The sequence below is a fragment of the Stieleria magnilauensis genome (assembly GCA_007753675.1).
Lineage (GTDB): Bacteria > Planctomycetota > Planctomycetia > Pirellulales > Pirellulaceae > Stieleria > Stieleria magnilauensis.
The window spans coordinates 2,003,817-2,017,027 of record CP036432.1; the positions used below are offsets into that span (position 1 = coordinate 2,003,817).

Here is a 13,211-nt window from a genome sequence, read left to right on the forward strand (position 1 = left end):
TTTCGCGTCTCGTCTTGATTGGGAATCAAGTGGGAGAGACTTCCGGGCTGGTCCCAATGGACGCCACCAGACTGAAAGCCTCTCCCACTTCCCAAAGACGAGTGGATTTGGCGAGCGGATTTTTTGTCTGCTCTGGACAAATGCGATATACTGAGTAGAAGCACCGGGAGCCGCGGAACTCTTTCTCTTCTACCTTTCGAGTCGAATGCTGTGTCGCAGAGTCTTTTCACGAGTGACTCCTCGTCTGCCCGCACACCGCGATCGATCGATATGCCCTCTGTCCCGCCGGTCCCGCCACCTCCACCGTCCCGCGGAACCCCGCGTGAGCGCAGCCCCTGGGCCGCTGCAGACGGGGACGAAATGCCGCTGCCCGGACCGCCGCAACATGGCCCGCCGCAGCCGGCTGACGTGATCGATTCGGACGAAGAAACGCTGGGGGCCGAACCCGTCGACGCTCCACCCGATCACAACGCCCCGACCCAAAACGGCAACGTCACGCCGGCCCGAGACGTTCCCTCGATCCCTCCGCCCCCCCCGCCCCGCGCCACCCTGCCCCCGACGCGTCCGATCACCGAAGTGTCCCAGCCGCGAACCGGGATCGGGTCCGCCGTGACCCGCTGGCGCGGAAGTTTGCCCGAAGTCACGACTGCGGAGACCGAGAACGCCGAATCAGACGCCGCGGTTGCCGCGGCGGACCCAGACGCCCCCGCCCCCGCGGACGTCGTCACCCGGTCGGCCCCCTCCTGGCTGCTCAGCCTGGTGATCCATTTGATCGTGCTGCTGATTCTGGCCCTGATCACTTCTCCGACCGGCAACGGTTTCACCAATTTGGTGCTCGATTTCGGGATCAGCAACGAGCCGATCGAGGACGCGTTGGAACTGGACCTTTCCTCACCGCAAACCGATGACCTGATCGAAGCGCCTCAAGACGCATTGGACGACACGCTATTGGAAACGGAGATTCCGGAAATTTTTGAAACCGTCGAACCGGCGGAAATGGAAGCGATCCAGCCGGTGCTGCTGGGCGCGGCGCCGATCGAGATTTCCAAACCGATGTTCAGCGGTCGGACCGGGGCGATGCGAAAAGCGTTGATGGCGATGTACGGCGCGACCGATGACACCGTCAACGCCGTCAAACTCGGGCTCGCCTGGCTGAAACGACAACAACATCGCAGCGGTTACTGGAGCATGGTGCAGCCCTACAGCAACGGTGCCGTTTCGGAAAACCGGACCGCCGCGACCGCGATGGCGCTGATCGCGTTTGCCGGAGACGGCAACACCCACCTGGAAGGCATGTATCGTGACGAAGTCGACAAGGGGTTGAAATACCTGGTGTCACAACAGGATCGCGGCGGGTTCATGGCCGCCTCGGCCCGCGGCAACGAGCGCACATACGCCCAAGCCCAAGCGACGATCGCGCTGTGCGAACTGTACGGGATGACCAAAGATTCCTGGTTGCGTGCCTACGCCCAACGCGCCGTCGATTACGCACTCAAAGCCCAGGCGTCTGACGGCGGATGGAGGTATCGGCCGAACGAACCCGGCGACACCTCGGTCACCGGTTGGTACGTGATGGCGCTGCAAAGTGCGCTCGGCGCCGGGCTGGAAGTCGATCCGGAGAAGATGAAACTGATCGACAAGTACCTCGATTCGGCGAGCGTTTACTACGGGGCCGGCTACGCCTACCAACCCGGTCGCTCGGACGCCACGCCCACCATGACGGCTGAAGGTCTGTTGTGTCGCCAATACCTCGGTTGGGAACGAAACGATGGCCGCCTTCAAGAAGGCCTCAAGCTGTTGCGCACCGATGCCCCCTTCGACATCAATCAACAAAACGTCTACTACTGGTACTACGCGACCCAGGCATTCCACCATGTCGGCGGCCCGCTGTGGACCGAATGGAACAATGAAATGAAAGTCAAACTGCCGGCTCTGCAAATCAAAGACGGCAGCGAGCGCGGCAGTTGGGCACCGCAAGGAGACCGTTGGAGCATCGGCGGCCGACTCTACACGACGTGCTTGTCGATCTACTGCCTGGAAGTCTACTACCGACACCTGCCCCTGTACGACCAAAACTAAAACCGCCAAAGTGGGGTAAGCTTCCAGCTTGCCTGCAAAGTGGGGTAAGCTTCCAGCTTGCCTTGCTGGTTTCACTTGTGAAACGCGGGGAGCAGAAACGGTCCCCAATTTTCAACCCAACACCGCGAAGAGAAGCGTCGTTTCCTCTCGTTGTGGTCCGTCGCCAACCCCCACGCACCGCGTGACCTACTGCCCCAACACCCGCACGCCCCAATCGGCCAGCGTCACCGCCGCGATCGCGATCAGCGCAATCGTGTAGCGTCGAATCGTCCGGTCGGCCGGCATTTTTCCGCGACGTACGATCTGCAGCAACGTCGCCAGACCGCCCAACGCGTACAGGACCAACAGGAATCCGCCCACGTTAGCGCGCGCCGCGGCGACAAGATTTCCCTTCATCGCGTGCGCCCACGACGTCGTCATGCCGCAACTGGGACAACGAATCCCGAACAGGACACGAATGCTGCACGGCGGGAGTCCCAATTGGTGATGCGTCCCCAAGCCGGACGAGTTGGGATTCAGCATCCATGCGGTCGCCAGCAATCCGACCAGCATTAAAACCACCGATGCGGCAGCGATCCGCAACAACCAAGAGCGCAGCGGTGTCGCCTCGCATTCGGGTTGCGGCGACGATCGCGATGAGTCCACGCGCGTGAATCCTCGGCGGTTGGGTTTGGAGATGTGAAATGCTGGGCCCGTGCGAACGGATCTCCCGGCTGTTATTCTGTCGGTTCGTTTTAACACTCCGCAACTTGAACCCAAACCACAGCCCGTGAAGTACGCCATTTGTAACGAGACCTTCGGTGAGATGCCACTTGATCAAGCACTTCAGATCGCTCGAGAGGCGGGCTACACCGGCTGGGAAGTCGCCCCGTTCATGATCACCGACGACGTACCGTCCTTCACCGCCGACCAGCGGGCTGCGTATCGCGACGCCGTTTCCGCGGGCGGATTGGAAATCATCGGGTTGCATTGGCTGTTGGCCAAGACGGAAGGCTTTCATTTGACCACGCTGGACGAGGACGTGCGTCGAAAGACCAGCGAGTACCTCTGCGAACTGGCGCGGTTGTGCCGTGACCTGGGCGGAGACGTGATGGTGTTGGGTTCCCCGCAGCAACGCAATTTTCCGGCCAGCCAAACCGAAGAGCAGGCGATGGAAGCGGCGGCGGCGTGTTTGCGCGGCGCGGTGCCGACCCTGGAAGAATGCGGGGTCCGGATCGCGATCGAGCCGCTCGGGCGTGGCGAAGGTAACTTCCTCAACACCGCCGCGGCCGGACGCGATTTAATGAATCGAATCGACAGCGAGCAGGTGGGATTGCACCTGGACGTCAAAGCAATGAGCGACGAACCGACACCGGTTCCGCAGATCATCCGTGACAACGCCGACGTGATGATGCACTTTCACGCCAATGATCCCAATCTGCTCGGTCCGGGGATGGGTGACGTGGACTTTCGGCCGGTTTTTGAAGCGATCAAAGAAGTCGGCTACGACGGCTGGACCAGCGTCGAAGTCTTTGATTACTCGCTCGGCGCCGAGACGATTGCCCGCCAGAGCATGGCCAACATGCTCGCCGCCCAAACGTGATGCGAACCCGCCTGGCTCCCTCCCCGACCGGTGCTCAGCATCTGGGCAACGCGCGAACGCACTTGATCGCGTACTGGGCCGCGCGTCGTGCGGGAGGCGAATTGGTGTTTCGCATCGACAACCTTGACTCGCCCCGCGTCAAGACTTGGGCGATCGACCAGGCCGTCGAGGACCTTCGTTGGCTGGGCATCGATTGGGACGGGCAACCCACGCTTCAAACCGAACACGAAGCTCTCTACCAGCAAACGCTGGCGACGCTGACCCACGGCGGCGACAATCTGGCATACCCTTGCGTCTGTTCACGCAAAGACATCGCCGAAGCGCTTTCGGCACCCCATGAAAGTCGATTTCGCGGTGAAGGGCCGATCTATCCGGGAACCTGTGCCGGCTATCGCGACGGCGACGACGTCCCGCAACAGCCTCATTGTTGGCGACTTCGTGTCAGCGACCAGACGTTAGAATTCGACGATTCGGTGCTGGGGATTCAGCGTTGCAATCCGGCCCAGGAACTCGGCGATTTCCCGATCACGTCCAAAAACGATCAAGTCTCGTACCAGCTTGCCGTCGTGGTCGACGACCATGTCCAAGGCGTCGACGTTGTCATCCGCGGCAACGACCTGGTCGCCAGCACATTTCGGCAACTGGACCTGTATCGTCACCTCGGCTATCCGCCGCCGCGTTACGCCCACGTCCCGTTGGTCTTGGGCAGCGACGGGCGACGATTGGCCAAACGTCACGGCGACACGCGGCTGAGTCACTATCGCGAGTGTGGCGTCGCGCCCGAAGCGATCGTCGGTTGGGCGGCCCATTCGCTCGGGTTGACCGACACCGCCGAGCCGCAAAAAGCGGCCGACCTGATCGACCAGTTCGACTGGTCGCGTTTGCCCACCCAGGACACCGTGATGGACACGGACCGATTGTTCGGATTGTGAGCATCGTCGCGCCCACGTGTTAGATGCCGTCTGCCAAATCGTTCTCGCTTAACCCATCGCGGACGGTTGTCTCGATGCGTCTGGCAAACACGATTGCGAGATCACGGTCGACGCATCCCCGTCAAAATCGCCCGACTATCGCGGCGACGGAGCGCCGTGGAGTCGATGCAAAACGACAGCGACCGTTCGTTTCCGTTGAGTTCACGCGTGACCGCCTTCTCGACCGCACGTGCGATCGCCAGCCCCTCGTTTCGCCTCCCTTTGATGGCGTTGGGCTTTCCCCGCACCCGTGGTTGGTTCGTCAACTTTCTCTCACATCGAACGCGACGAAGCCACCTTCGTTTTCCAGGCCGACAGTGTCCGAGTAGGAAGCGACTTAAACAGGATGAAGGAGTAATACTGTGAGAACTCAATTGATGCGACACTTCGCAATCGCACTCGGATTCAGTCTCGGGGCCGCCGCCGCCCTGGACTGCACCGCAGGCAATCCCGGCGTTGCCGACAATGGCACCTATCAGGCCCCCGCGCGATGGAACAATTTTCGACGCCCGACTGCGCCGATCCAGCCCAATCGTTCCGGCAATATCGCATTGCCCTTCGGCGCTTCGGTTCAATCGGTCGCCGCGCAAAACGCGATTGAAGAACTGCCGCATCCCGAAGGCGAGCGCGTCTACCCACCGGTGCCGAGCATGCCGGCGGCACCCGGGTATGCACCGCAGCACAATCACCACCCCCATCCTACCGTAGCGGTGCAATCCCCGGTCGCCGCACAGGCCCCCTTGGGATCGTCTTGTGCCCCCGCGGGATCGTCATGCGCGCCCTGCGATTCCTACGGGCACACCAGTCCCTACGCCGCCGCCGCCGCGGCACCTTGGCAGGGTGCATCCAGTGGAAGCTGCGCGACGGCCCCCGCCCGGGGACCGCGCCCGATTTCACCTTGGTTTGGTGGTTCGAATCTGTTGTTCTGGAATATCGCCGGCAGCGACAACACTCCGCTGGTCACCGACGACAGCAGCATGGTGCTGTTGCGAAACAGAGACTTGGAACCGACCGACGACACCAGTTTCGACGTGCACGCCGGTCGCTACTTCGGATGTGGTCAGTACGCCATCGATGTGGGCTACATGCTTTGGGACCCGGACTGCTTGTGCCGCCAGGTTCCCGACAGCGGTGCCGGATTGCGATTGATCAACCCCGCGCTTCAAACCGCATCGATCAACCGGGGCGCCGGTGCGACGACCGTCTATGACGATTACGACATGAACGCGGCGAGCATTCAAGTGATCCGTGACTTGAGAATCCAAAGTCTGGAAGTCAACCTCGTCGGCTTCGGTTTGATGGGTGCCCGGCGATTAGGATCCTGCAGCCCGGGTTCGATTTGGGGCGGTGGCTGTGGTTTCGGAGGCTGCAAAGACAAAGCGTGCGGCAGCGCCATCGGTCCGCTCGCACGGGCCGCCGGCGGGCGACTTCGAATCCAGAACTCACACGGTTTCCGTTGGTTCCAACTCGAAGACGAACTGGAAATCGGCGGCGACGTCGACGGCATGACCGGCTACGGAGCGAATGACTTGTATTACAAGTCGATCACCGAGAACAACTTGTTCGGATACCAATTCGGCTCGCGACTGAGTTATTGCATGGGCAGCCGAGCGATGTTCAATCTGGGCGGAAAAATCGGCGTCTACGGCAACGATGCGGAATTCTTTCACAGCATCACCACCACCACCGCAACCGGCTACACCAACTCGCAAGGTGCCGGTGCCGGCGATCTTTACACCCGGCAATCGGACATCTCGGTGGCCGGACTGGGCGAATTGGACCTCGGACTCGGCTACCGAATCAGCAATTGCTGGACCATCAACGGCGGCTATCGCGTCTTGGCGGCTTGCGGTGTGGCCACCGCTGTGGGCCAGATGCCGACCGAATACACCTCCGCCGCTTCGGCCGGGGCGGTACGTGCGGACGACTGCTTGATCCTGCACGGGGCCTACGTCGGATTCGACTACAACTGGTAAGCGTCGCGAGCACTTCGCCGACGTCCCCTTTCAAACGCGAGCGTGGTTGCCACGCTCGCGTTTTGTTATTGGGGGTCAGCCGCGGGTCGAACTTCAGGACGAGGACCTCTCACAAGATCCACGACGGGTCCGTCGACTCTTGAACTTAGGTTTCCGCTCTCTGAACTACGACTTCTGCCCGGCGTAACGCAGGCTGCGGCAGACCAGTCCCTTGACCGCTTCGATGTCTGCCGACAACGCGACTTCCATGTTGGCTTGCCATTCCGGACGCAGCCGCTGGTCAAACACCGACATGCCGCGGGTGAGCAGACCTTGCGTTTCGACCTTGCCCGCCATTTCCGTCCACTGGAACAGCTCGGGTTCGACGACGGCTGCAATCGTCGCCGCATCGATCAACGGGATCAGCTCGCGTCCCAAGCGTTGGTGGGCGGTACGGAAAGCGAATGGCATCATTTGATGCAGCAATTCGCCGGCCCGAGTCTCAGTCGAAGGCAGTTGTTCTAATAATTCGACGCCAAACTGCACCTCGCCGGTAACATCCAACGGCAGCAGACTCTTGGTCGTCGGCGAGGCGAACACTTCACTGGCCGCAGCCGGATCAAAAAACAAGTTGAATTCGGCCACACAGCTCGCATTGCCGGCGACATTCACCGCTCCGCCGCTGATCACGATTTTGTCGAGCAAGTTGATGGCTGCCGGATCTCGGCGATACAGTCGAGCGACATTGGACAGCGGTCCCAGGCAAACCAGCGTGATTTCGTTGGGATACTTGCGGACCAGTTCCGCAATCACCTTTTCACTGCTCGGTAAATGCTGACGCTGTGTTTCACCGACCGACAGTTCGCCCAGGCCGCAGCGACCGTTTAAGAACAGATCGTCGATCGCCGACGCCGTCTCCGGCGGAATCGCCTTGCCGATTCGCGGATATCGTGGGGGATCGAGCATCGAGACGATGGCACAGACGTTGGACGTTGCCTGTTCGGCCGTAACGGTCCCCGCGGTCGCGGTGACCGCCAAAACCTCCAAGCGAGGGTCAAACAATGAGGCCGTCAGGGCGACGGCGTCGTCAATTCCAGGGTCGGTGTCGATGATGATTTTTCGTGTCATGCGAAAAGTGTAAGTTCACGGGCGTTTCGAAACGAGCCCGATCCGCTAAAGTGCTGGGCGTTCCACGAAACCGACGCGATCCCCGCCCCATTTGGCTCATCAAATCCCCCCAACTGCCGATGACAACTTTTGATGACGCGATCCAGCAAGCCACCGCCGGAGAAGACCTCTCCGCCGAGCAAACCGCCGTCCTGATCGACCAAATGCTCAGCGGTGAGGCACCCAAAGAGCAAATCGGGCAGTTGTTGCTGGCGCTGAGCAGCAAGGGCGAAGCGGTTTCCGAAATCGTCGGCGCCGCGACCGCGATGCGCCGCCACATGACGCGAATCCCACACCATCACGAGCTTTTGCTGGACACTTGCGGAACCGGTGGCAGCCGCAGCGGATCGTTCAACATCAGCACGGCGATTGCGATTGTCACCGCCGCCTGCGGCGTCCCGGTCGCCAAACACGGCAATCGCAAAGCCACCAGCGTGACGGGCTCGGCTGATGTGCTGGAAGAACTCGGCGTGGGAATCGAATCCGATGCCCAGCAAGTGGCCCGGCGGCTCGATGAAATCGGCTTGTGTTTTTGTTTCGCCGTAAAATTACACCCGGCGATGCGACACGTCGTCGGCATCCGACGAAAACTGGGCGTCAAAACCTTGTTCAACCTGCTCGGTCCGCTCTGCAACCCGGCCGGGGCGACGCACCAATTGCTCGGGACCAGCAACGTCGACGCCCAATCGAAAATCGCCGACGCGATCGCACAACTGGGCACGGCGCGGTCTTTTGTCGTGCATGCCGCCGATGGCCAAGACGAAGTGTCCCTGGACCGTTACACCGACGCCGTCGAAGTCGCGGGCAATCAAGTCACCGAGCGGTACCGCTGGACTCCGGACGATTTCGGCTTGCCGGCGGCGACCGTCGACGCTCTGGCCGCCAGCGGCCCTGCCGAGAGCGCTGCGATCATTCGCCGCATCCTGGACGGCCAACCCGGTCCCACTCGCGACACCGTCGTCGCGGGCGTCGCAGCGGCCTTGTTGCTGACCGGATCCGCTCCTTCGCTGGCCGCCGGCGTCCAACGTGCCGCCGAGGTGATTGACAGCGGGGCGGCAAAGGCCAAATTGGAGCAACTGGCGAGCGCTCTGTAATGGCCAGCGCGAGGCAAAAGCCGGCGCGTTGTCAAAGTCGCCACGTCTGATCCGGTTAACGTTCCCCAGGATTTGCGGTTCCTACCGCGTTTGAAACCAATTCACCCGATTTCTGCATCCCAACATGCCTGCAACCGATTACGCCGCACGATTCCGCGAAATCCGTGACAAAGTTGAATCCGAAGAACGGCTCAGCTTGGACGACGGGATCTTCCTCTACAATCCCGCCGTGCCACTGCAGGAAGTCGGACAATTGGCCAACCTGGTCCGTGAACGCAAAAACGGCAACGTGGGTTATTTCAATATCAACACCCACCTGAACCCGACCAACGTCTGCGTCTATCGCTGCCGGTTCTGCGCGTTCCGCAGCGACCTGCGCGACCCCAAGGGCTACGTGATGAACGACGAACAAATCGTCGAACGCGGCCGCGAAGCCACCGAAAACGGATGCACAGAAATGCACATCGTCGGCGGGCTGCATCACAAGATGCCGTACGAGTGGTACCGCGGCATCATCGAACTGCTGAACAAGACCTACCCCCAAATCCATCTCAAAGCATGGACCGCCGTTGAAATCAATTGGTTCGAATTCCAGACCAAGAAATCGAAACAATGGGTGCTGCAAGACATGCGCGATGCCGGGCTGGGAAGCATGCCCGGTGGCGGGGCCGAGATCTTTCACCCCGAAGTCCGCGACCAGTTGTGCGAGCACAAAGCGAACACGCACGAATGGCTGCAGATCCATCAAACGGCCCACGAAATCGGCCTGAGAACCAATTGTACGATGCTGTACGGTCACGTCGAACAGGCCTACCACCGCATCGATCACCTGATCCGGTTGCGTGAATTACAAGACCGGACGGGCGGATTTCAAGTCTTTATCCCGCTGGCGTTTCACCCCGAAAACACCAAGCTGGACAACATCAAGAAACCGTCGGCCCTGATGGATCTGCGGACGATGGCGATCAGCCGGCTGATGCTCGACAACGTCCAACACATCAAGGCGTACTGGATCATGCTGGGCATCGAAACCGCACAAACCGCGCTCGCCTATGGCGCCGACGACATCGACGGCACGGTCCGGCACGAATTGATTTATCACGACGCCGGCGCCACAACCCCGGAATGCCTGAGCGTCGATCACATCAAACAGTTGATCGCCGAAGCCGGTCGCGACCCCGTCGAGCGAGACACGGTTTACAACCACGTCCACCGCGAACCCCACGATTTCACGAAATGGACGTCCGGCGCTCCGGTCGGCGTCTGAGAGAAACCTGCGGGACAGGCTTCCAGGCGGTCGTGCTACTGATTCGATCGCGAGAAGCCTCTCCCCCCATCGGCCGCGGCGGCGGGTTAGAATTTGGGACACCCCGAATTCCCGCCCTCAAGCTCCGCCGGTCCCATGCGTCACCACACGTCGATGCCCCGTCCGCGACTGTCTTGCGTGTGTTGTGCCGCAATCATTGCCGCCCTCGCAACGCCAGCCCATGCCGATCTGCCCGGCGAAGCGCTCGCCGCGGCCAAAAAAGCGACGTCGTTTCTGGTCGAACAGGTCAGCACCGAAGGCGGTTACCTGTGGCGTTATTCGGCGGATTTAAAACATCGTGAAGGCGAAGGCGTTGTCGAAACGTCGACCGTTTGGGTCCAACCGCCGGGCACACCCGCAGTCGGTCAGGCGTTCGTCCAGCTTTACCAAGCCACCGGTGACCGTCAGTTTCTGGACGCGGCCCGTGCGGCCGCCGAGTCGCTTCGTCGCGGTCAAATGCAATCCGGCGGCTGGCAGGCGATGGTCGAGTTCGAACCGGAACGCCGCCGTCGCTGGGCCTACCGAATCGACCGCCCCGGTTCCAAGGCCAAAGACCAATCCAGCCTCGACGACGACAAGACGCAATCGGCACTGCGTTTCCTGATCCAATTGGATCGGGCGCTCGAGTTCAAAGACGAATCGATCCACGAGATGACCCTCTACGGACTCGATGGGTTGATCCAGCGGGGGCAGTTTTCCGGCGGAGGATTCCCGCAAGTCTGGACGGACCGACGCGACCTCGACACGCCGAAGTTGAACGCCAGTTATCCCGACTCCTGGCCGAGAACCTATCCCGGACACAACGAATATTGGTATCGATACACGTTGAATGACCACTTGGCACGCGACGTCATGAAGGTGCTGTTGTTGGCTGACGAAGTCTACGGTGATCCGCGATACCGGGCATCGGCCGTCAAGCTTGCCGACTCATTGCTGGCCGCCCAGATGCCCGCTCCCCAACCCGCCTGGGCGCAACAATACGACGCCCAGATGCAGCCGATTTGGGCGCGAAAATTCGAACCGCCCGCGATCACGACCAGCGAATCGTTCAGCGTGATCGAAACGTTGATGATGGTGTACCGCGAACTCGGCGATCGAAAATACATCGAACCGATCCCGCACGCACTCGACTACTTGGAAACCTGCCATCTGACAGACGGCCGCGTCGCACGTTTTTACGAACTGAAAACGAATCGCCCGTTGTACTTCACCCTCAACTATCAACTGACCTACGACGACAGCGACATGCCCACGCACTACGGGTTCCAGCTACAAAGCAAAGTTCCCCAGTTGCGGAAGAAGTACGAACGGATCGCCCGACTGACGCCGAAACAGCTCGCCGAATCCGAGCCGAGCCGCCCCCCAAGTCCTCGCGAGGTTCAAGAGATCATGGATGGACAAGACGAACGCGGCGCATGGTTGAGCGACGAAGCGATGCGGTACCACCGGGTCCCCGGACCGACGATCAACATGGACGTCGCGGTCGAGCACCTGACGACGCTGGCGGAGTATTTGGACGCCGTGGATCAATGAGCGGCTGTCTCTCGTGACGCTCTCGACGGCCGGCTGGTCAAAGCGGTCATGAAACATTCACAATGAAACACGGAAAGATCGCCTCGGCCAGACGGTATAGATCCGTAATAATGGCTGACCTGAATTCCTCAATGAGTAACCAATTGATGACAAAACACGTTCTTTTGATCGCCTGTCTGTGCGTCACCGGCTCGATTTTGACGAGCCCCGATCGAGTCAACGGCGAAGACTGGCCGGGCTGGCTTGGTTCCTCGCGAGATGGCGTTTACCGCGAGTCCGGTGTGATCGACCACATCCCCGATTCGGGGTTGCCGATCAAATGGCGAACCCCGATCGCGGGAGGGTACGCCGGCCCCGCCGTCGCCGACGGCAAGGTGTTCGTGTTTGACTATCAACGCAGTGGCGGCGAAGTGGTCAACGATCCCGGCCAACGCGCCACCCTGACCGGCAAAGAGCGTCTGCAAGTGTTGGATGCGAAAACCGGCGAGAAACTCTGGGAATACTCGTATGACCGCCCCTACGAAATCAGCTACCCCGCCGGCCCCCGTGCGACCCCGACGGTCGACCGGGACAACGTTTACCTGCTCGGTGCCGAAGGCGATCTGACCTGTCTGTCGGTCGCCGACGGTTCGTTGGTTTGGACACGCAATTTGCCCAATGACTTTGGCGCCGAAGTGCCCATCTGGGGCTTCGCGTCGCATCCCTTGGTCGACGGCGATCTGCTGTACACGATGGTCGGCGGCCAGGGACAAGGCGTGGTCGCGTTTGAAAAAGCGACCGGAGAGGTGCGTTGGAAATCGTTGGACGCCAAAGCCGGGTACTGTGCGACTCGCATCATCGAGGCCGGCGGAACACGTCAGTTGATCGTTTATCACCCCGAAGCCGTCGAGGGCTTGGATCCGGCCACGGGAAAATCACTGTGGAACATTCCGATCACGCCCGCCTACGAGATGTCGATTGCCCAACCGATGATCGAAGGCGACCTGATGTACGCCAGCGGGATTCATGCCGAAGCGGTCATGTTTCGGCTCGGCAGCGATTCGCCCACCGCGAAAGAACTCTGGCGCGGTGGCCCCAAGAACGCCGTCCATTGCAGCAACGCGCCGCCGATGATCGTCGATGGTGTGATTTACGGAACCGATTGCGTCAAAGGAAACCTGATCGCCGTCGATGCAACCAACGGCGATCGACTTTGGGAAACCTTCCAACCCACCGTGCCCGGCGAAAAACGATTTGCCCGACACGGCACCGCGTTCTTGACACGCTTGGGACAATCCGATCGCTACCTGTTGATGAGCGAAACCGGTGAATTGATCGTCGCCGAACTGACCGCCGCCGGCTACGAGGAAAAGGGTCGGATGCAGGTGCTCGAACCGACGAATGAATCGTTCGGCCGCCCAGTACTTTGGAGCCATCCGGCCTACGCCGACAAGACCGCGTTCATCCGAAACGACAAAGAAATTGTCGCCGTCGATTTGAGTCGCTAGACCACTGTGGCGTAAGCTTCCAGCTTGCGCTGGCGCA

At 60.7% G+C, this 13,211-nt stretch carries 11 protein-coding genes; 8 read left to right on the forward strand and 3 right to left on the reverse strand.

Going from position 1 to position 13,211, the window contains the following annotated elements; all coding sequences use genetic code 11:
- Positions 1-270: 270 nt before the first annotated feature.
- Positions 271-2,079, forward strand: a complete 1,809-nt coding sequence (locus TBK1r_RS07250; protein WP_419581077.1) for a prenyltransferase/squalene oxidase repeat-containing protein — start codon at positions 271-273, stop codon at positions 2,077-2,079.
- Between the two features lie 186 nt (positions 2,080-2,265).
- Here the strand turns inward: TBK1r_RS07250 and TBK1r_RS07255 are convergent, their stop codons facing one another.
- On the reverse strand, positions 2,266-2,724 hold the full coding sequence (locus TBK1r_RS07255) for a DUF2752 domain-containing protein (protein ID WP_419581078.1): 459 nt from the start codon (positions 2,722-2,724) through the stop codon (positions 2,266-2,268).
- A 124-nt stretch (positions 2,725-2,848) separates the two neighbouring features.
- Between TBK1r_RS07255 and TBK1r_RS07260 the strand changes: the two genes are divergently transcribed.
- Both TBK1r_RS07260 and gluQRS read left to right on the forward strand, forming a co-directional pair.
- Positions 2,849-3,661 (forward strand): sugar phosphate isomerase/epimerase family protein, encoded by an 813-nt coding sequence (locus TBK1r_RS07260; RefSeq protein ID WP_419581079.1) that lies wholly within the window; start codon positions 2,849-2,851, stop codon positions 3,659-3,661.
- Positions 3,661-4,593, forward strand: a complete 933-nt coding sequence (gene gluQRS, locus TBK1r_RS07265; RefSeq protein ID WP_145222214.1) for a tRNA glutamyl-Q(34) synthetase GluQRS — start codon at positions 3,661-3,663, stop codon at positions 4,591-4,593. Before TBK1r_RS07260 ends, gluQRS begins: the two co-directional genes overlap by 1 nt.
- Positions 4,594-4,694: 101 nt before the next feature.
- Here the strand turns inward: gluQRS and TBK1r_RS07270 are convergent, their stop codons facing one another.
- Positions 4,695-4,898, reverse strand: a complete 204-nt coding sequence (locus tag TBK1r_RS07270; protein ID WP_145208526.1) for a hypothetical protein — start codon at positions 4,896-4,898, stop codon at positions 4,695-4,697.
- 111 nt (positions 4,899-5,009) lie between these two features.
- Here TBK1r_RS07270 and TBK1r_RS07275 point away from each other — a divergent pair, with 111 nt between their 5' ends.
- Complete coding sequence (locus TBK1r_RS07275; protein WP_145208528.1) at positions 5,010-6,608, forward strand: BBP7 family outer membrane beta-barrel protein; 1,599 nt, start codon at positions 5,010-5,012, stop codon at positions 6,606-6,608.
- 165 nt (positions 6,609-6,773) lie between these two features.
- Here TBK1r_RS07275 and TBK1r_RS07280 read toward each other — a convergent pair whose 3' ends face one another.
- Positions 6,774-7,715 carry a nucleoside hydrolase gene (locus TBK1r_RS07280; RefSeq protein WP_145208530.1) on the reverse strand — a complete coding sequence of 314 codons (942 nt, stop codon included), beginning with the start codon at positions 7,713-7,715 and terminating at the stop codon, positions 6,774-6,776.
- 119 nt (positions 7,716-7,834) lie between these two features.
- Between TBK1r_RS07280 and trpD the strand changes: the two genes are divergently transcribed.
- The 4 genes from trpD to TBK1r_RS07300 all read left to right on the forward strand — a co-directional run bounded on the left by trpD (position 7,835) and on the right by TBK1r_RS07300 (position 13,174).
- Positions 7,835-8,848, forward strand: a complete 1,014-nt coding sequence (gene trpD / locus TBK1r_RS07285) for an anthranilate phosphoribosyltransferase (protein ID WP_145208532.1) — start codon at positions 7,835-7,837, stop codon at positions 8,846-8,848.
- Between the two features lie 124 nt (positions 8,849-8,972).
- On the forward strand, positions 8,973-10,115 hold the full coding sequence (gene mqnE / locus TBK1r_RS07290) for an aminofutalosine synthase MqnE (protein ID WP_145208534.1): 1,143 nt from the start codon (positions 8,973-8,975) through the stop codon (positions 10,113-10,115).
- A gap of 135 nt (positions 10,116-10,250) precedes the next feature.
- Positions 10,251-11,687 carry a pectate lyase gene (locus tag TBK1r_RS07295; protein WP_145208536.1) on the forward strand — a complete coding sequence of 479 codons (1,437 nt, stop codon included), beginning with the start codon at positions 10,251-10,253 and terminating at the stop codon, positions 11,685-11,687.
- Positions 11,688-11,833: 146 nt separating this feature from the next.
- On the forward strand, positions 11,834-13,174 hold the full coding sequence (locus TBK1r_RS07300; protein ID WP_419581080.1) for an outer membrane protein assembly factor BamB family protein: 1,341 nt from the start codon (positions 11,834-11,836) through the stop codon (positions 13,172-13,174).
- Positions 13,175-13,211: the final 37 nt, after the last annotated feature.

Excerpts from the sequence above, each read along its gene's own strand:
- TBK1r_RS07250 (WP_419581077.1), top strand. The coding sequence starts at position 271 with ATGCCCTCTGTCCCGCCGGTCCCGCCACCTCCACCGTCCCGCGGAACC.
- gluQRS (WP_145222214.1), top strand. The coding sequence starts at position 3,661 with ATGCGAACCCGCCTGGCTCCCTCCCCGACCGGTGCTCAGCATCTGGGC.
- TBK1r_RS07275 (WP_145208528.1), top strand. The coding sequence starts at position 5,010 with ATGCGACACTTCGCAATCGCACTCGGATTCAGTCTCGGGGCCGCCGCC.
- TBK1r_RS07280 (WP_145208530.1), bottom strand. The coding sequence starts at position 7,715 with ATGACACGAAAAATCATCATCGACACCGACCCTGGAATTGACGACGCC.
- trpD (WP_145208532.1), top strand. The coding sequence starts at position 7,835 with ATGACAACTTTTGATGACGCGATCCAGCAAGCCACCGCCGGAGAAGAC.
- mqnE (WP_145208534.1), top strand. The coding sequence starts at position 8,973 with ATGCCTGCAACCGATTACGCCGCACGATTCCGCGAAATCCGTGACAAA.
- TBK1r_RS07295 (WP_145208536.1), top strand. The coding sequence starts at position 10,251 with ATGCGTCACCACACGTCGATGCCCCGTCCGCGACTGTCTTGCGTGTGT.
- TBK1r_RS07300 (WP_419581080.1), top strand. The coding sequence starts at position 11,834 with ATGACAAAACACGTTCTTTTGATCGCCTGTCTGTGCGTCACCGGCTCG.